Source organism: Streptomyces sp. NPDC051172 (assembly GCF_040682555.1).
GTDB lineage: Bacteria > Actinomycetota > Actinomycetes > Streptomycetales > Streptomycetaceae > Streptomyces.
This window is the reverse complement of record NZ_JBFBBE010000046.1, coordinates 59,872-76,726: the sequence shown is the minus strand read 5'-3', so window position 1 is coordinate 76,726 and position 16,855 is coordinate 59,872. Positions and strand designations below refer to the sequence as shown.

Below are 16,855 nucleotides of genomic sequence, written 5' to 3'. Positions count from 1 at the left end.
GGCGTATCGAGGAATTCCGTCCAGCGGTGACGACCGCACGAGGATTCGCAAGAATGAGCCGAAGAAAAAAGAGCCGGGCCTCGTTGGCGCTGGAGGTCAGATGTGCCGTCAGCCTGCGGCGCGCGCCGCCATGCGTGCCTTGCGTGCCGCCAGCTTCTCGTCGAACTTCAGGGCCTCCGCGTCCAGTCCGCCCAGGAACAGCCCGAGTTCGTCCTGGGCCTGCTGCCCCTCGGGGCCGAGGCCGTCGATCTCCATGATCTTCAGGAAGCGCAGAACCGGCTGGAGCACGTCGTCGTGGTGGATGCGCAGGTTGTAGACCTCGCCGATCGCCATCTGCGCGGCGAACCGCTCGAAACCGGGCATGCCGTGGCCGGGCATCCGGAAGTTCACCACGACGTCCCGGACCGCCTGCATGGTCAGGTCGGGAGCCAGTTCGAAGGCGGCCTTCAGGAGGTTGCGGTAGAAGACCATGTGGAGGTTCTCGTCGGTCGCGATCCGCGCCAGCATGCGGTCGCAGGCCGGGTCGCCGGACTGGTGGCCGGTGTTGCGGTGCGAGATACGGGTCGCGAGCTCCTGGAAGGCCACGTAGGCGACCGAGTGCAGCATCGAGTGCCGGTTGTCCGACTCGAAGCCCTCGCTCATGTGGGCCATGCGGAACGCTTCCAGCTTGTCCGGGTCCACCGCGCGCGAGGCGAGCAGATAGTCGCGCATCACGATGCCGTGCCGGCCCTCCTCGGCGGTCCAGCGGTGCACCCAGGTGCCCCAGGCGCCGTCACGGCCGAACAGCGAGGCGATCTCGTGGTGGTAGCTGGGCAGGTTGTCCTCGGTGAGCAGGTTCACGACCAGTGCGATCCGGCCGATCTCGGTGACCTTGGACTGCTCCTTGTCCCAGGCCTCGCCGTCCTCGAAGAGACCGGGGAAGTTACGGGCGTCCGACCAGGGAACGTACTCGTGCGGCATCCAGTCCTTGGCGACCTTCAGATGCCGGTCGAGTTCCGTCTCGACCACTTCCTCCAGTGCGTACAGCAGCTTGGCGTCGGTCCAGACGGCGGGGCTGCCGAGGTGTGGGGAAGTGATCGTCACGGGAACTCCAGGGGGACGCGTAACAAAGGGGACGGACCGGCGAGCGGTGCCGGAACCTACGGGATCGTAGGCTACGAAACCGTAGGTTACGAAGCCGTAGGTTAAGCCCAGTGTAAAGATCCCTGATCAGGCCATGTTTCCCAGGACTTCCAAGGAACGCCCAAAAGCCCCAGGACTCGCAGGTCCCGGGGCTGGAAGCCTGACCGGCCGGCCCGTCAGGCGTACAACTCCCGCAGCCGCACCGAGAGACATGTCACACAGCCCTCGAGCTTCTCGAACTCGCTGATGTCCACCACGACCGGATCGTGACCGAGGTCGGCGAGCAGCTCCGCCGACTTCGGTGCGCTCGCCGCCATCAGCAGCTTGCTGCCGCCGAGCAGCACCACGTGCGAGCCCGACTCCTCGGGCACCGACAGGAAGCGCGGGAAGAGCGAGGGCCGGTCCACCCTGGGGATGCTCCCGATGACCGTCCCGTCGGGCAGCGCCGTGACCGCCGACTTCAGATGCAGCACCTTGCTCACGGGTACGGCGACGACCCGCGCCCCCAGCGGCTCGAAGGCGGCCCGCAGCTGCTGGACGCCGGGCGCGTTGGTGCGGCCGCCCCGCCCGACGTAGATCGTGTCGCCGATCTTCAGCACATCGCCGCCGTCCAGGGTGCCCGGCTCCCAGATCCAGTTCACCGAGCAGCCGAGGCGGGCGACGGCCTCCTCGACGCCGGCCGTCTCCTCCCGCCGGGAGTCGGCGCCGGGACGGGTGATCAGCGCGACGTTCTTGTACATGACGACGGTGTCCTCGACGAACACCGAGTCCGGGCAGTCGTCCTCGGGCTCCACCTCGACCGTCTCCCAGCCGTGCTCGCGCAGGGCCTCGACATACGCCTCCCACTGCTCGACCGCGAGATCGAAGTCGACCTTCTCCCGCTCGATGTGCGTCACCAGCCCTTCGGCGAGGCGGGGGCTCGGGCGGCGGACGAGGGCCTTCTTGCTGGGCACGACGGAACTCCGAATCGGCGGGACGGCAGACCGGGCGCCCATGACGCGACACCCGGTCCGCCATCATGCAGCGCCGATCCACTACGGCAAAACCCTCGTTGCCAGGCTGTGCCCCTCCTGAGACGCGCGATCGGGAGCTATCCGATCGCCTCGGGCGTCGTCTCCTGCAGTTCGCCGTCCAGCAGCAGCCACCGGGTGATCCCGATCGACTCCAGGAACGGCAGGTCGTGGCTGGCCACGATCAGCGCCCCTTCGTACGACTCCAGGGCCGAGGTCAGCTGCCGCACGCTCGCCATGTCGAGGTTGTTCGTCGGCTCGTCGAGCATCAGCAGCTGCGGTGCGGGTTCGGCCAGCATCAAAGCGGCCAGGGCCGCCCGGAAGCGTTCGCCGCCGGACAGGGTGGCCGCCTTCTGGTCGGCGCGGGCGCCTCGGAACAGGAAGCGGGCGAGGCGCGCCCTGATCCGGTTGTTGGTGGCGGCCGGCGCGAACCGGGCTACGTTCTCGGCGACCGACAGCTCGTCGTCGAGCACGTCGAGGCGCTGCGGCAGGAAACGCAGCGGCACGTGCGCGTGCGCCTCGCCCGCCACCGGCGCCAGCTCACCGGCGATGGTGCGCAGCAGCGTCGTCTTGCCGGCGCCGTTGCGCCCGATCAGCGCCACCCGCTCCGGGCCGCGCAGATCAAGCCCGCCGGCCACGCGCGCGCCGTACGCGAGCTGCAGGTCCATGAGGGTCAGGACGGTGCGGCCCGGCGGTACGGCCGTGTACGGCAGGTCGACGCGGATCTCGTCGTCGTCCCGTACGGCGTCCGCCGCCTCGTCGAGCCGTTCCCTCGCCTCACTGAGCCGCTCCTCGTGCATGATGCGGTGCTTGCCCGCGGACTCCTGCGCCGCGCGCTTGCGCGCCCCCATGACGATCTTCGGCTCGCGCTTCTGGTCCCACATCTTCTGCCCGTACCGTTTGCGGCGGGCCAACTTGACCTGGGCGTCGACCAGTTCGCGCTTCTGCTTCCTGAAGTCGGCCTCCGCGACGCGCACCATCCGCTCGGCCGCCTCCTGCTCGATGGCGAGCACCTCCTCGTACGCGGAGTAGTTGCCGCCGAACCAGGTGACCTCCCCGGAGCGCAGATCGGCGATCTGGTCGACCAGTTCCAGGAGCTCGCGGTCGTGGCTGACCACGATCATCACTCCCGGCCGGGACGCGACGGCCGCGTACAGCCGCCTGCGCGCGTACAGGTCGAGGTTGTTGGTCGGCTCGTCCAGGAGCAGGACGTCCGGGCGGCGCAGCAGCAGTGCGGCCAGCCGCAGCAGCACCGACTCGCCGCCCGAGACCTCCCCGATGGTGCGGTCCAACCCGATGTGCCCGAGGCCGAGTTCGCCGAGCGTGGCGAGCGCGCGCTCCTCCACGTCCCAGTCGTCGCCGACCGTCTCGAAGTGCGCCTCGGCCACGTCGCCCGCCTCGATGGCGTGCAGCGCGGCCCGCTGTGCGGCGATGCCGAGCGCGCCGTCGACGCGCAGCCGGGTGTCGAGCGTGACGTTCTGCGGGAGGTAGCCGACCTCGCCCGCGACGCGTACGGCGCCGTCGGCCGGGGCCAGCTCACCGGCGATCAGCTTCAGCAGGGTCGATTTCCCGGACCCGTTGACACCGACGAGCCCCGTCCTGCCGGGGCCGAAGGCGACATCGAGGCCCTCGAAGACGGGGGTGCCGTCGGGCCAGGTGAAGGACAGGGACGTACAAGTGAGGGAAGTAGACATACGGGCCTCGCGGTTGCTTGGTGCGGTCAGGGGCAAACGCGTATCGAGACACCGGAGACCTACGGCGGGAGAGGAGAGCCCTGGGGCACGAAAAAGCCCTGCTCCGTCAGGACGGCTCGAATGCCGAGGTCGCACGCAGCGCACACACCTCACGTGTGTGACACGGTGTCTCAGGACCTCAGACGAGCAACGTCCTTCTCCAATCGACGGCAACAGAACCGCTGTACACCGTAGGAGGCGGTCGGCGGACTGTCAACGGATTAACGTGCTCTGCGCCCTCACCGCACGAAGGAGTCCCCGTGCCCATCGGCCCGCTCTCACTGCCTGCCCGGCTCTATCTGCTGGCCTGGGACCCCCACACCGCCGAGGTCACCGCCGCCGCCCGCCTGCACCACCTGGTGCGGGCCGGCGCCCTCACCGAACTGGCCCAGCGCGGTCTGCTCGTCGACGAGGAAGGCATCGCCACGCCCGCCGACATGGACTCCCTCACCGGGGACGCCGTCCTCGACGGGCTCCTGGAACTGGTCCGCGAATCCCGGCCGCACCGATGGCAGACCTGGGTGACGCTGCACGCGCGCGTGACCCTCGACGCCGTACGGGAGCAGCTTACGGCGGAGGGCTGTCTGCGGGCGGAGAAGAAGCGGGTCCTCGGGGTCTTCCCGAGCGTGGAGTACGTGCTCGCGCGGGCGGACGTCGTGGACGTGCTGCGTGCCCGGGCGCGGCAGGTTCTGGAGGGCCCGGTGCCGGTTGCGGAGGTCTCCGACCGGGAAGCGGCCGTCGTCGCCCTCGCCGCCGCCGCGGAGCTGCCCACGCTGATGCCGGGCAAGGACCGCAAACGCCTCCACGCGCGCGTGGCGGAGCTGACCGAGCGCAGCGGGGCGGCGACGCCCGCACTGCGGAAGGTCGTCACCGAGGTGCACACGGCGGTGACCGCGTCACTGACGGCGGTCGCGGCGGCGACGGGCGACTGAGCCGCAGCCGGTCCCGGCCGCCTCACCCAGATGTCGGATTCCTGCCAGCCGCCCGGGAGCGGCTGGTCGAGTGAGCCGCACGACGACCGAGAACCCTCTCCGTGCCCGTGCTCTCGCCTTCCGTTCGCTGCACGTGCAGGGCAGCCCGCTCGGCGGACGGCGACCGGCTGGACCGCGACCGGGCCCTCGCCGCCGTCGCGGACATCGCGGCCGCGGTCGACGTGCCGGTCGGTGCGGACGTCGAGAGCGGCTACGCACAGGACGCGGCAGGCGTCGCCGACACGATCCGTGCGGTGCTCGCCGCGGGCGCGGTCGGCGTGAAATCGAGGACGCGCTGTACGAGGCCGGCACGGGGCCACTGCGTCCCATCGGCGAACAGACGAGCGAAGCGAAATGGGGGTCCCCCCGGACGAAGTCTGGGGGAGGATCGCGGCCGCCCGCGAGGCCGCCGACGCGGAAGGGGTGCCGCTGTTCGTCAACGCCCGGATCGACACCTTCCTCAGGGGTGCGGGCGGAGTGGACGTCACCCTGAAGCGGGCCGCGGCCTTCCTCGCCGCGGGTGCCGACGGCGTCTTCGTCCCGGGGCCGACCGACCCGGAGACGGTCGAACTCCTCGTCGACGGAATCGACGCTCCGCTGAACGTCATGGCGGGCCCCGGAGCCCGTGCACCGCGCCACGCGGGAGCTGCTGGGCGCGGGGACTTACATGGGGCTGGACCCCCAAGGGGCGCGAGGCCGTACCCATGGGCGGCTCCGCCGCGTGGGCGCGACCAGCCGCGACGCACCCGCACACGACCACCGACCCGGCGGGGCCCCTGTCGGCGCAGCGCTCAGCAGGCGTCCCGAATCAGTTCCGCCAGGTCGTGATCCAGATCCAGCTGGAGATGCTCCAGCCCCACGGGCACCAACGCACTCGTGGCGTCGAGGAACCGGCGTATCTCGTGCGACCTGACGTGCACGACGGCGGTGCCCTCGGGGGCGTGGAACTCCAGGACGGTGCGCTCGTAGCCGTACGGCCGCACGCGCACGTCGCCGTGGCCCTCCGGCTCGTGCAGACCGGCCGCGAGGAGATCGCGGGCGAACGTCCAGCAGACCTCCACGCCCTCCAGGGTGGCCGGCGCCGGGAAGGTCATTCGGACCGCGAACGGGTCGCTGCGGTCGTAGTGCAGCTTGGCCGGGATGCTCGGCATGCGCGGCGCGGCGGCGACGAGGCGGGCCTCCACGGGTTGTTCGATGACGGTGGACAACGCCTTGCTCCCTTGTGACGTCTGGGCGGACTTCCGAGTGGATTGGGCCGGGCACTGCTAGAGACGCTGGAATCAGCCAATCCGTGCACACCTTTTCCGAGTGACCTGCGTCACCGCATTCATGCACAGGAGTGACGCAGTCCATTTCCCGTGCACCGATGGGCAGTTGTGAAAAAGGCCGCCATCTGGACGAGGTCCGGGGCGTCGGATAGCTTCGCCCGCCATGAGGCGTATGGGGAACACGCGACGAACGAGACGTGCGTTTCGGACAGTGGCCACAGGGGCGGTGTGCTCGGCGGCGCTGGCCGCCCTGAGCGCCGTACCCGCACAGGCACAGCAGCCCGGGCACCGGGCGCCGCACTGGGAACTCAAGGACACCGGCACGACCGGTGTGCGCTTCCGGGGGCTGTCGGCCGTCAGCCGGGACATCGCCTGGGTGGCCGGGACCGGCGGCACCGTGCTGCGCACCACCGACGGCGGGGCGAGCTGGCGGAACGTCTCGCCGCCGGGCGCCGGTGAGCTGCAGTTCCGGGACATCGAGGCGTTCGACGCGCGGCGCGCCGTGGGGCTGGCCATCGGTGAGGGCGAGGCCTCCCGCGTGTACCGCACCGACGACGGCGGCACGACCTGGACCGAGTCCTTCCGCAACACCGACACCAAGGCCTTCTACGACTGCCTCACCTTCTTCGACCGTCGCCACGGCCTCGCCCTGAGCGACCCGGTGGACGGCAGGTTCCGGATCCTGTCGACCGGCGACGGGGGCCGCTCCTGGAAGGTGCTCCCCAGTGACGGCATGCCGGCCGCCCTGGACGGGGAGGCCGGCTTCGCGGCGAGCGGGCAGTGCCTGGTCGCCTCCGGCCCCTCGGACGTCTGGCTGGCCACCGGCGGCGGTGCACGCGCGCGCGTGCTGCACTCCGCCGACCGCGGGCTCACCTGGACGGCCACCGACACACCCGTCCCCGCGGGCGACCCGGCGAAGGGCGTCTTCGCGCTCGCCTTCCGCGACCGCACCCATGGGCTGGCGGTCGGCGGCGACTACCGCCCCGACCAGGCCTCCCCGCAGGCCGCGGCCCGCACCGTCGACGGCGGCCGCACCTGGCAGCCCGCGGCCACCCCGCCGCCCGCCTACCGCTCCGGCGTCGCGTGGCTCCCGCACAGCCGCACCGACGCCCTCGCGGTCGGCCCCACCGGCACCGACCTCACCACCGACGGCGGCCGCACCTGGGGGACCGTCGACACGGGCTCGTACGACACGGTGGACTGCACGGCGGACCTGGGCTGCTGGGCGGCGGGGGAGCAAGGGAGGGTGGCTCGTCTGGAGTGGTGACGCATGGGGTGAATGCGGGTACCCGGTCGCCGACTGCGAAAGGAGTGAGCGAGCATGCCCGCAGGTTCCAGCTCCAAGCGTGAGCGCCAGTACGAGCACATCAAGCAGAGCGCGCAGGACCGGGGTGAGAGCACCGGACGGGCCAAGGAGATCGCGGCGCGGACCGTCAACAAGGAGCGCGCCCGGTCCGGCGAGTCCAAGTCCGCCAGCCGCAGCTCCACGAAGGACATGTCATCCGGCAAGCGCGGTGGCCAGCGGTCCGGCCAGGGCTCCCAGGGCCCCACCCGCGACCAGCTGTACAACGAGGCCAAGCAGCGCGGTATCGAGGGCCGTTCGAACATGAACAAGGACCAGCTGCAGCGCGCGCTGAACGCGAAGAAGGGCTGAGCTCCCCGTCCCCCGCGACAGCGGGGATCATCCCGCTGCCGCGGGGGTTCTCGCGCCCGGCGGCACATGTCCGACGCCCGCTCAGGGGCCGTAGGCTCGTCCCATCATGACGACCGTACGCATCCCCGCGGGCTGGCCCGCCACCGAGGAACAGGCCCGCGCCGTGCAGGACCAACTGCGGGCACAGGTGGTGCTCGACGAACCGGGACCGCCGCCGGGTACCGGCCATGTCACCGGCGTGGACGTGGCGTACGACGACGAGCGGGACGTCGTCGCGGCCGCGGCGGTCGTCCTGGACGCGGCGACCCTGGAGGTCGTCGCGGAGGCCACGGCGGTCGGCCGTATCTCCTTCCCGTACGTCCCCGGTCTGCTCGCCTTCCGCGAGATCCCCACGGTCCTCGCCGCCCTCGACGCCCTGTCGTGCCCGCCCGGCCTGGTCGTCTGCGACGGCTACGGCCTGGCCCACCCGCGCCGCTTCGGTCTCGCCAGCCACCTCGGTGTCCTGACGGGCCTGCCCACGATCGGCGTCGCGAAGAACCCCTTCACCTTCGCCCACGCCGACCCGGACGCCCCGCGCGGCAGCACCTCACCCCTCCTCGCGGACACCGAGGAGGTCGGCCGCGCCCTGCGCACCCGCGACGCCGTCAAGCCGGTCTTCGTGTCGGTGGGCCACCGAGTGACCCTCGACAACGCCTGCGCCCACACCCTGGCACTGACCCCGAAGTACCGCCTGCCGGAGACGACCCGCAGGGCGGACGCGTTGTGCAGAAGGGCGTTGCGGGACGCCAGTGCTTCCCCGAAGCCACTTGCCGACCGTGCGGCGGCGGATCCCGCCCGGTCGTAGAAACGCGTCCTGTTCGAGCGTCAGTCCGACCTGGCCGGCTCTCGAGCTCGCGGCGGACCCAGGCCGGTGGAGCCGTGGACGCGAGGTGTTCGAGCTGGTCCGCCGTGCTTCGGCGGCCCAGGAGCAGTTCGCGCAGGAGCAGCGGATCCTGTTCCGCATCGCGGAGCTGGTCGGCAAGGTCGCCCACAACGAGGCCGGGCCTCCGCCGTTCTTCGACCATCACGCGGGGTGGCAGATCGGCCCGCTCGCCTGGCAGCTCGCCATCGCCGAGCCCGACCCCGTGCGGGATCGGATCGCGGACGCGCTCGGCGACCGGCCGCCCGAGCCGCTCGGCGGGTGACCTGAGTACCTGGACTGAGTACCCGTACGGATGTGGGTGCGGTGCGCCGGTCGGCAGGCTGTGACGCATGACGACGCACCGCGCTTCGAAGCCCCTCGCCGATCCCAACCGTCCCGTCGAGCGTGCCGTGACGGCCGCGCTGGTCCTTGCCGTGGTGGCGGGACTCGGCTGGATCGCCGGGATGCTCTACACCGTGGCGGGGTGGTCCTGAGGGGCCTGTTCAGCGGCTTGCGGCGACCCGGAAGGTGAGGCCCGCCCCGCGCAGGCGCTCGGTGAGCGCGTCGCCCATGGCGACTGCCGTGGTGACCTGACCGGCTGTGGGAGGCAGGTCGTCGAAGGCCAGCGACAGCGCCGACTCGGCGAACATCTTCGCCGTCTCGTCGTAGCCGGGGTCGCCGCCCGCGACCTCCGTGAGCACCTGCCTGCCCCCGCCCTCGCCCACGAAGCGGACCTTGAACCAGCTCTTCGCCCGCTTCTCGGCGCTCGGCCCCTCGCCGGGCTTGAGCCGGTCGGACAACCAGCGCCGCGCGGGCGGCAGTTGGGCGGCAGCGAAGAGGCCGCCGACGGCCGCGATCCCGCCCACGGCGACGGGCAGGTGCCGCACCGCCGCGTAGTGGCGGTAGCGGAAGTCGGGGCCGTAGCGCTCCAGGGCCTTCGCGGAACGGCCCACGATCTGCGCGTCGATGGTCGGCAGCGGCAGCGCCCACGCGCCGACCTCCTTCGCGAACCGCGGCACACCCGTCGGCGCGGCGGCCCGCCGCCCCACCAGGCGCGGCTCGTGCCGCTTGCGGTCCCGCTCGGCGGCCAGCATCGGCCGCACCCGCGAGAACTGGTTCAGCGCCGAGGCGAACGTCCCGCCGGAGAAGGTGGCGTCCGCCGTCACGAACCCGTCCACCGTCAGCGGCACCCCCTCGGGCAGTTGCCGCACGGTGAAGTACGCGCCCAGGTCGTGGGGGATCGAGTCGAACCCGCAGGCGTGCACAAGCCGCGCACCGGTCTCACGCGCGCGTGCATCGTGGCGGACGTATGTCAGGTCCACGAACTCGGGCTCACCGGTGAGGTCGAGATAGTCCGCACCACTGTCCGCGCAGGCGGCGACCAGCTCTTCGCCGTACGTCACATACGGTCCCACCGTCGTGGCCACCACGCGCGCGTGCTCCGCGAGTTCGCGCAGCGACGCCGGGTCGGCCACGTCCGCCCGCAGCACCCCGACCTTCCCGTTGCCGGGCAGCCGCTCGCGCAGCTGCTCCAGCTTCCGTTCGCTGCGGCCCGCGATCGCCCAGCGCAGGTCCTCGGGTGCATGCGCGGCGAGGTACTCCGCGGTGAGCGTCCCGACGAAGCCCGTGGCTCCGAAGAGCACGATGTCGTACGGACGGTCCGTCCTGTTCAGCCTGCTCATGACACCCCTCGGTCCGCAGCACGCGCCGTTGTCGGTGGCCGAGGCTAGCGTGAAGAGTGCGGAGCCCGACGACGAGCCCGGAGGTAAGCGGTGACCGTGCCGAAGAATGCCCTGAAGAAGTGGGAGAAGGTGCGCGAATTCGCCCTCGGACTACCGGGTGCCGTCGAGGAGTACCCGTGGGGCGAGACCGTGGCGAAGGTCAACAGGAAGGTGTTCGTGTTCCTGGGTGTGGATGACGGCAGTCATCCACTGGGCGTCACGGTGAAGCTCAGGGACGAGGCCGTCCACGCGCACGCCCTCACGACCCCGGGGGCGGAACCCGCCGGATACGGACTGGGCAGGGCCGGCTGGGTCCGCATCCCGCTTGCGGAGCAGGGTGCCCCGGCGGCGGAGCTGCTGTGCGACTGGGTGGAGGAGAGCTACCGGGTGATCGCACCGAAGCGGCTGATAGTCGACCTGGATGCACGCTGATCCGCATGCCTCCTCCGGCACAACTTGGCTAAGCGCTTGCTCTCCCGGGTCTTGTGTCCGCTGGAACGTGTTCCTAACATCACTAGTGTTACAGCAGTTGTGTCACAACTCCTGGGGACTGCATGGCAGAGGCAAAGACGCCTGGACACGGCCCGCTTTCCGGCGTGCGCGTGGTCGAGCTGGCCGGCATCGGGCCCGGCCCGTTCGCCGCCATGCTCCTCGCCGACCTCGGCGCCGACGTCGTCCGCGTGGACCGCCCCGGCGGCGTCGGGCTCGCGATCGACACGGAGTACGACATCACGAACCGCAACAAGCGCTCGGTGATCGTCGATCTGAAGTCCGCGGACGGCCCCGCGCGCGTCCTCGACCTCGCCGCGCGCGCCGACGTCCTCATCGAGGGCTACCGCCCGGGAGTGGCCGAGCGGCTCGGCGTCGGCCCCGAGGCCTGCCACGCCCGCAACCCGGGACTCGTCTACGGCCGAATGACCGGCTGGGGCCAGCAGGGCCCCCTCGCCCACCGCGCCGGCCACGACATCGCGTACATCGCGCTCACCGGCACCCTCGGCATGATCGGCAGCCCGGACGAGCCCCCGGCCGTCCCCGCCAACCTCCTGGGCGACTACGCGGGCGGCTCCCTCTACCTGGCCGTCGGCGTCCTCGCCGCCCTCCACCACGCGCGCGCGGGTGGCACCGGCCAGGTCGTCGACGCCGCCATCGTCGACGGCACCTCCCACCTCGCCGCGATGATCCACGGCATGCTCGCCGCCGGCGGCTGGCAGGACCGCCGCGGCGCCAACCTCCTGGACGGCGGCTGCCCGTACTACGGCACCTATGAGACGGCCGACGGCAAGTACATGGCGGTCGGCGCCCTGGAACCGCAGTTCTACGACGAGTTCGTGCGCGTCCTCGGCATCCCGGAGCACGCCGACGCCCGCAAGGACCGGAGCCGCTGGGGCGAACTGCGCGAGGCGGTCGCGGCCGGCTTCAAATCCCGCACCCGGGACGAGTGGACGGCTGTCTTCGCGGGCTCCGACGCATGCGTGGCGCCGGTGCTGTCCCTGCGCGAGGCCCCGCACCACCCGCACCTCGCCGCCCGCGGCACCTTCACCGAACACGGCGGCATCACCCAGCCCGCCCCCGCCCCCCGCTTCTCCGCCACCCCCACGGCCGTACGCACCGGCCCCGCGCAGCCCGGCGCCGACACCGCCGACGTGGCACGCGACTGGGACGTACCCGACCTCCTGGAAGGCCCCGCATGAAACGGCAGATCTTCGCCCCTGAGCACGACGCGTTCCGCGCGACCGTGCGTGCCTTCCTGGCCAGGGAGGTGCTGCCGTACTACGAGCAGTGGGAGAAGGACGGCATCGTCTCCCGCGAGGCCTGGCGGGCGGCCGGCAAGCAGGGTCTGCTCGGACTCGCCGTGCCCGAGGAGTACGGGGGCGGCGGTACCTCCGACTTCCGCTACGCCACCGTACTGGCCGAGGAGTTCACCCGCGCGGGCGCTCCCGGATTCGCCCTCGGCCTGCACAACGATGTCATCGGCCCGTACCTCACCGGCCTGGCCACCGACGAGCAGAAGCGGCGCTGGCTGCCCGGCTTCTGCGACGGGTCGATCATCACCGCCATCGCGATGACCGAGCCGGGCGCCGGGTCCGACCTCCAGGGGATCCGTACGCACGCCGAGGACCGGGGCGACCACTGGCTGCTGAACGGCGCCAAGACGTTCATCTCCAACGGGATCCTCGCCGACCTGGTGATCGTCGTCGCGAAGACCACCCCGGAGGGCGGCGCGCACGGCCTGTCCCTGCTCGTCGTCGAACGCGGCATGGACGGTTTCGAACGTGGCCGCAACCTCGACAAGATCGGCCAGAAGGCGCAGGACACGGCCGAGTTGTTCTTCACCGACGTGCGCGTGCCCAAGGAGAACCTGCTCGGCGCGCTCAACGGCGCCTTCGGCCATCTGATGACCAACCTCGCGCAGGAGCGCCTCAGCATCGCCGTCGCCGCGATCGCGGCCGCCGAGCACCTGCTGGAGATCACCACCGAGTACGTCAAGGAGCGCGAGGCCTTCGGCCGGCCGCTCGCCACCAAGCAGCACATCCGATTCGAGATAGCCGAGATGGCCACCGAGTGCGCCGTCACGCGCGCGTTCCTGGACCGTTGCGTGGAGGAGCACGCGGACGACCGGCTCGACGCCGTGGACGCCTCCATGGCCAAGTGGTGGGCGACCGAGCTGCAGAAGCGGGTCGCCGACCGCAGCCTCCAACTGCACGGCGGCTACGGCTACATGACGGAGTACCCGGTCGCCCGGGCCTTCACCGACGGCCGTATCCAGACCATCTACGGCGGGACCACCGAGATCATGAAGGAGATCATCGGCCGTTCCCTGCTGGGCTGAAGCTCATCGCCCGGCCGACCCTCACCCCGAAAGGCTTTCCAGTGAGCACCGAAGCGTACGTGTACGACGCGATCCGCACCCCGCGCGGCCGCGGCAAGGCGAACGGCTCCTTGCACGGCACCAAGCCCATCGACCTGGTCGTCGGGCTCATCCACGAGATCCAGGGCCGTTTCCCCGGCCTGGACCCGGCGGCGATCGACGACATCGTGCTCGGCGTCGTCGGCCCGGTCGGCGACCAGGGCTCCGACATCGCCCGCATCGCCGCCGTCGCCGCGGGCCTCCCGGACACGGTCGCCGGCGTACAGGAGAACCGCTTCTGTGCGTCCGGTCTGGAGGCCGTCAACATGGCCGCCGCCAAGGTCCGTTCGGGCTGGGAGGACCTGGTCCTCGCGGGCGGTGTCGAGTCCATGTCCCGGGTGCCGATGGCCTCCGACGGCGGCGCCTGGTTCAACGACCCGATGACCAACCTCGCCGTCAACTTCGTGCCGCAGGGCATCGGCGCCGACCTGATCGCCACCATCGAGGGATTCTCGCGGCGGGACGTCGACGAGTACGCGGCGCTCTCGCAGGAGCGGGCGGCGACGGCCTGGAAGGAAGGCCGCTTCGACCGCTCCGTCGTCCCCGTCAAGGACCGCAGTGGCCTGGTCGTCCTGGACCACGACGAGCACCTGCGCCCGGGCACCACCGCCGACTCCCTCGGCAGGCTGAAGCCGTCCTTCGCGGACATCGGCGAGCTGGGCGGCTTCGACGCCGTGGCGCTGCAGAAGTACCACTGGGTCGAGAAGATCGACCACGTCCACCACGCGGGCAACTCCTCCGGCATCGTCGACGGCGCCTCGCTGGTCGCGATCGGTTCGAAGGAGGTGGGGGAGCGGTACGGTTTGCGGCCCCGAGCGCGGATCGTCTCCGCCGCCGTCTCCGGCTCCGAGCCGACCATCATGCTCACCGGTCCCGCGCCCGCCACCCGCAAGGCGCTCGCCAAGGCGGGCCTGACCATCGACGACATCGACCTCGTCGAGATCAACGAGGCGTTCGCGGCGGTCGTCCTGCGCTTCGTCAGGGACATGGGCCTGTCCCTGGACAAGGTCAACGTCAACGGCGGCGCGATCGCCCTCGGCCACCCCCTCGGCGCGACCGGCGCCATGATCCTTGGCAGCCTCGTCGACGAACTGGAGCGCCAGGACAAGCGCTACGGCCTCGTGACCCTCTGCGTCGGCGGCGGCATGGGCATCGCCACGATCGTCGAGCGCATCTGAACACCCGGCGGAACCAAAAGACTTCACAGACTTCAACGGAGACCCCCGTCATGACGCAGAGCACCACCATCCGCTGGGAGCAGGACCGCACCGGTGTCGTCACCCTCGTCCTCGACGACCCGAACCAGTCCGCGAACACCATGAACCAGGCGTTCCGCGACTCCCTCGCCGTGATCACCGACCGGCTGGAGGCCGAGAAGGACTCCATCCGCGGCATCATCTTCACCTCCGCCAAGAAGACCTTCTTCGCCGGCGGCGACCTGCGCGACCTCATCCGGGTCACCCCGGAGACCGCGCAGGACCTCTTCGACGGCGGCATGGCGATCAAGCGCAACCTGCGCCGCATCGAAACCCTCGGCAAGCCGGTCGTCGCCGCGATCAACGGCGCGGCCCTGGGCGGCGGCTACGAGATCGCCCTCGCCTGCCACCACCGGGTCGCGCTCGACACCTCCGGCACGAAGATCGGCTGCCCGGAGGCCACCCTCGGCCTGCTCCCCGGCGGCGGTGGCGTCGTGCGCACCGTACGCCTGCTGGGCATCGCCGACGCGCTGCTGAAGGTGTTGCTGCAGGGCACCCAGTACAACGCGCAGCGCGCCCTGCAGAACGGCCTGGTCGACGAAGTGGCCGCCACCCAGGACGAGTTGCTCGCCAAGGCCCACGCATTCATCGACGCCAACCCCGAGTCGCAGCAGCCCTGGGACAGGCCCGGCTACCGCATCCCGGGCGGCACCCCCGCCAACCCCAAGTTCGCGGCCAACCTGCCCGCCTTCCCGGCAAGCCTGCGCAAGCAGACGAACGGCGCCCCCTACCCGGCGCCGCGCAACATCCTCGCCGCGGCGGTCGAGGGCTCCCAGGTCGACTTCGAGACCGCGCAGATCATCGAGGCGCGGTACTTCGTGGAGCTGGCCGCCGGCCAGACGTCCAAGAACATGATCCAGGCCTTCTTCTTCGACCTCCAGGCCGTCAACTCCGGCGCCAACCGCCCCCAGGGCATCGAGTCGCGTCCGGTCCGAAAGGTGGCCGTGCTGGGCGCCGGGATGATGGGCGCGGGCATCGCGTACTCATGCGCCCGTGCGGGCATCGAGGTGGTCCTCAAGGACGTGTCGCTCGAGGCTGCCGTCAAGGGCAGGGGCTACTCCGAGAAGCTGTGCGCGAAGGCGGTCTCCCGGGGCCGTACGACGCAGGAGAAGGCGGACGCGCTGCTCGCCCGGATCACGCCGACGGCGAACCCGCAGGACGTGGCCGGCTGCGACGCGGTCATCGAGGCCGTGTTCGAAAACCCCGAGCTCAAGCACAAGGTCTTCCAGGAGATCCAGCACATCGTCGAGCCGGACGCGCTGCTGTGCTCCAACACCTCCACCCTCCCGATCACCGCGCTGGCCGAGGGCGTGGAGCGCCAGTCGGACTTCATCGGTCTGCACTTCTTCTCGCCCGTCGACAAGATGCCGCTCGTGGAGATCATCAAGGGCGAGCGGACGGGCGAGGAGGCCCTGGCGCGCGCCTTCGACCTGGTCCGCCAGATCAAGAAGACCCCGATCGTCGTCAACGACTCGCGCGGCTTCTTCACCTCCCGGGTGATCGGCCACTTCATCAACGAGGGCGTCGCGATGGTCGGCGAGGGCATCGAGCCCGCGTCCGTCGAGCAGGCGGCGGCGCAGGCGGGCTACCCGGCCAAGGTCCTCTCCCTGATGGACGAGCTGACGCTCACGCTCCCGCGGAAGATCCGCAACGAGTCGAAGCGGGCCGTGGAGGAGGCGGGCGGCACCTGGCCCACGCACCCGGCCGAGGCGGTCATCGACCGCATGGTCGACGAGTTCGGGCGCTCGGGACGCAGCGGGGGAGCGGGTTTCTACGACTACGACGAGGCTGGCAAGCGGGCGGGGCTGTGGCCCGGGTTGCGCGAGCACTTCACGAAGCCGGGGCATGAGATTCCGTTCCGGGACATGCAGGAGCGGATGCTCTTCTCCGAGGCGCTCGACACGGTGAAGCTGGTGGAGGAGGGGGTTCTGACGTCGGTGGCCGACGCGAACATCGGGTCCATCTTCGGGATCGGGTTCCCGGGTTGGACGGGTGGTGTCCTGCAGTACATCAACGGCTACGAGGGTGGCCTGCCGGGCTTCGTGGCACGCGCACGTGAGCTGGCGGACCGCTACGGGGAGCGGTTCACGCCGCCTGCGCTGCTGGTGGAGAAGGCGGAGAAGGGGGAGCGGTTCGCGGACGCGTGACCCCTGCGGCGGAGGGTGTTTCGCCCCCGCCGCCCCTACCCGTCCCGTCCCTGGGGGCCGCCGCCCCCAGGCCCCCGCTTCGGCCTGAACGGCCTCGTCCTCAAATGCCGGACGGGCTGAGGTGGCTGAGCCAAATCCAGCCTCGCTGAGCAACACGACCCCCT

General features: G+C 71.0%; 16 protein-coding genes and 1 pseudogene. 12 read left to right on the top strand and 5 right to left on the bottom strand.

Annotation, left to right across the window (positions count from 1 at the left end):
* Positions 1–108 precede the first annotated feature (108 nt).
* From AB0N07_RS26315 to AB0N07_RS26305, 3 genes are all read right to left on the bottom strand, one after another.
* Positions 109–1,083: an acyl-ACP desaturase gene (locus tag AB0N07_RS26315; RefSeq protein WP_365839067.1), complete on the bottom strand. Its 975-nt coding sequence runs from the start codon at positions 1,081–1,083 to the stop codon at positions 109–111.
* 215 nt (positions 1,084–1,298) lie between these two features.
* Complete coding sequence (gene ddaH, locus AB0N07_RS26310; protein WP_365839065.1) at positions 1,299–2,075, bottom strand: dimethylargininase; 777 nt, start codon at positions 2,073–2,075, stop codon at positions 1,299–1,301.
* Positions 2,076–2,212: 137 nt separating this feature from the next.
* Positions 2,213–3,826 carry an ABC-F family ATP-binding cassette domain-containing protein gene (locus AB0N07_RS26305; RefSeq protein ID WP_365839063.1) on the bottom strand — a complete coding sequence of 538 codons (1,614 nt, stop codon included), beginning with the start codon at positions 3,824–3,826 and terminating at the stop codon, positions 2,213–2,215.
* A 299-nt stretch (positions 3,827–4,125) separates the two neighbouring features.
* On the opposite strand from AB0N07_RS26305, the gene AB0N07_RS26300 reads away from it, so the two are divergent.
* Positions 4,126–4,797, top strand: coding sequence for a GPP34 family phosphoprotein (locus AB0N07_RS26300; protein WP_365839061.1), 672 nt, complete (start codon positions 4,126–4,128; stop codon positions 4,795–4,797).
* A gap of 127 nt (positions 4,798–4,924) precedes the next feature.
* Positions 4,925–5,503: pseudogene (locus tag AB0N07_RS26295) on the top strand (isocitrate lyase/phosphoenolpyruvate mutase family protein); the annotation flags it as partial.
* Between the two features lie 124 nt (positions 5,504–5,627).
* On the opposite strand, the gene AB0N07_RS26290 reads toward AB0N07_RS26295, so the two are convergent.
* Positions 5,628–6,044, bottom strand: coding sequence for an SsgA family sporulation/cell division regulator (locus AB0N07_RS26290; protein ID WP_115910400.1), 417 nt, complete (start codon positions 6,042–6,044; stop codon positions 5,628–5,630).
* 232 nt (positions 6,045–6,276) lie between these two features.
* Here AB0N07_RS26290 and AB0N07_RS26285 point away from each other — a divergent pair, with 232 nt between their 5' ends.
* From AB0N07_RS26285 to AB0N07_RS26265, 5 genes are all read left to right on the top strand, one after another.
* Complete coding sequence (locus AB0N07_RS26285) at positions 6,277–7,371, top strand: oxidoreductase (protein ID WP_365839059.1); 1,095 nt, start codon at positions 6,277–6,279, stop codon at positions 7,369–7,371.
* Between the two features lie 54 nt (positions 7,372–7,425).
* Entirely contained in the window at positions 7,426–7,758 is a 333-nt protein-coding gene (locus tag AB0N07_RS26280; protein WP_365839057.1) for a plasmid stabilization protein, read from the top strand.
* A gap of 106 nt (positions 7,759–7,864) precedes the next feature.
* Entirely contained in the window at positions 7,865–8,602 is a 738-nt protein-coding gene (locus tag AB0N07_RS26275) for an endonuclease V (RefSeq protein ID WP_365839056.1), read from the top strand.
* Positions 8,603–8,687: 85 nt separating this feature from the next.
* Positions 8,688–8,942, top strand: a complete 255-nt coding sequence (locus AB0N07_RS26270; RefSeq protein ID WP_365839055.1) for a hypothetical protein — start codon at positions 8,688–8,690, stop codon at positions 8,940–8,942.
* A 67-nt stretch (positions 8,943–9,009) separates the two neighbouring features.
* A complete protein-coding gene (locus tag AB0N07_RS26265; protein WP_365839053.1) occupies positions 9,010–9,153 on the top strand; it encodes a hypothetical protein in 144 nt (47 codons plus the stop codon).
* 9 nt (positions 9,154–9,162) lie between these two features.
* On the opposite strand, the gene AB0N07_RS26260 is transcribed toward AB0N07_RS26265, so the two are convergent.
* Positions 9,163–10,341: a saccharopine dehydrogenase NADP-binding domain-containing protein gene (locus tag AB0N07_RS26260; protein WP_365839051.1), complete on the bottom strand. Its 1,179-nt coding sequence runs from the start codon at positions 10,339–10,341 to the stop codon at positions 9,163–9,165.
* Between the two features lie 90 nt (positions 10,342–10,431).
* Here AB0N07_RS26260 and AB0N07_RS26255 point away from each other — a divergent pair, with 90 nt between their 5' ends.
* The 5 genes from AB0N07_RS26255 (at position 10,432) to AB0N07_RS26235 (ending at position 16,691) form a co-directional block, all read left to right on the top strand.
* Positions 10,432–10,812 carry an MmcQ/YjbR family DNA-binding protein gene (locus tag AB0N07_RS26255; RefSeq protein ID WP_365839049.1) on the top strand — a complete coding sequence of 127 codons (381 nt, stop codon included), beginning with the start codon at positions 10,432–10,434 and terminating at the stop codon, positions 10,810–10,812.
* Positions 10,813–10,934: 122 nt separating this feature from the next.
* Complete coding sequence (locus tag AB0N07_RS26250; protein ID WP_365839048.1) at positions 10,935–12,071, top strand: CaiB/BaiF CoA-transferase family protein; 1,137 nt, start codon at positions 10,935–10,937, stop codon at positions 12,069–12,071.
* Positions 12,068–13,210, top strand: coding sequence for an acyl-CoA dehydrogenase family protein (locus AB0N07_RS26245; RefSeq protein ID WP_365839046.1), 1,143 nt, complete (start codon positions 12,068–12,070; stop codon positions 13,208–13,210). The genes AB0N07_RS26250 and AB0N07_RS26245 overlap by 4 nt, the downstream gene beginning before the upstream one ends.
* Before the next feature lie 41 nt (positions 13,211–13,251).
* Positions 13,252–14,466 carry an acetyl-CoA C-acetyltransferase gene (locus AB0N07_RS26240; RefSeq protein ID WP_365839044.1) on the top strand — a complete coding sequence of 405 codons (1,215 nt, stop codon included), beginning with the start codon at positions 13,252–13,254 and terminating at the stop codon, positions 14,464–14,466.
* A 50-nt stretch (positions 14,467–14,516) separates the two neighbouring features.
* Positions 14,517–16,691, top strand: coding sequence for a 3-hydroxyacyl-CoA dehydrogenase NAD-binding domain-containing protein (locus AB0N07_RS26235; RefSeq protein ID WP_365839042.1), 2,175 nt, complete (start codon positions 14,517–14,519; stop codon positions 16,689–16,691).
* Positions 16,692–16,855: the final 164 nt, after the last annotated feature.

What these genes read in the sequence shown, in the direction of transcription:
- AB0N07_RS26260 (WP_365839051.1), bottom strand. Translation starts at nt 10,341, where the DNA reads ATGAGCAGGCTGAACAGGACGGACCGTCCGTACGACATCGTGCTCTTC.
- AB0N07_RS26285 (WP_365839059.1), top strand. Translation starts at nt 6,277, where the DNA reads ATGGGGAACACGCGACGAACGAGACGTGCGTTTCGGACAGTGGCCACA.
- AB0N07_RS26265 (WP_365839053.1), top strand. Translation starts at nt 9,010, where the DNA reads ATGACGACGCACCGCGCTTCGAAGCCCCTCGCCGATCCCAACCGTCCC.
- AB0N07_RS26235 (WP_365839042.1), top strand. Translation starts at nt 14,517, where the DNA reads ATGACGCAGAGCACCACCATCCGCTGGGAGCAGGACCGCACCGGTGTC.
- AB0N07_RS26250 (WP_365839048.1), top strand. Translation starts at nt 10,935, where the DNA reads ATGGCAGAGGCAAAGACGCCTGGACACGGCCCGCTTTCCGGCGTGCGC.
- AB0N07_RS26275 (WP_365839056.1), top strand. Translation starts at nt 7,865, where the DNA reads ATGACGACCGTACGCATCCCCGCGGGCTGGCCCGCCACCGAGGAACAG.
- AB0N07_RS26245 (WP_365839046.1), top strand. Translation starts at nt 12,068, where the DNA reads ATGAAACGGCAGATCTTCGCCCCTGAGCACGACGCGTTCCGCGCGACC.
- AB0N07_RS26305 (WP_365839063.1), bottom strand. Translation starts at nt 3,826, where the DNA reads ATGTCTACTTCCCTCACTTGTACGTCCCTGTCCTTCACCTGGCCCGAC.
- AB0N07_RS26280 (WP_365839057.1), top strand. Translation starts at nt 7,426, where the DNA reads ATGCCCGCAGGTTCCAGCTCCAAGCGTGAGCGCCAGTACGAGCACATC.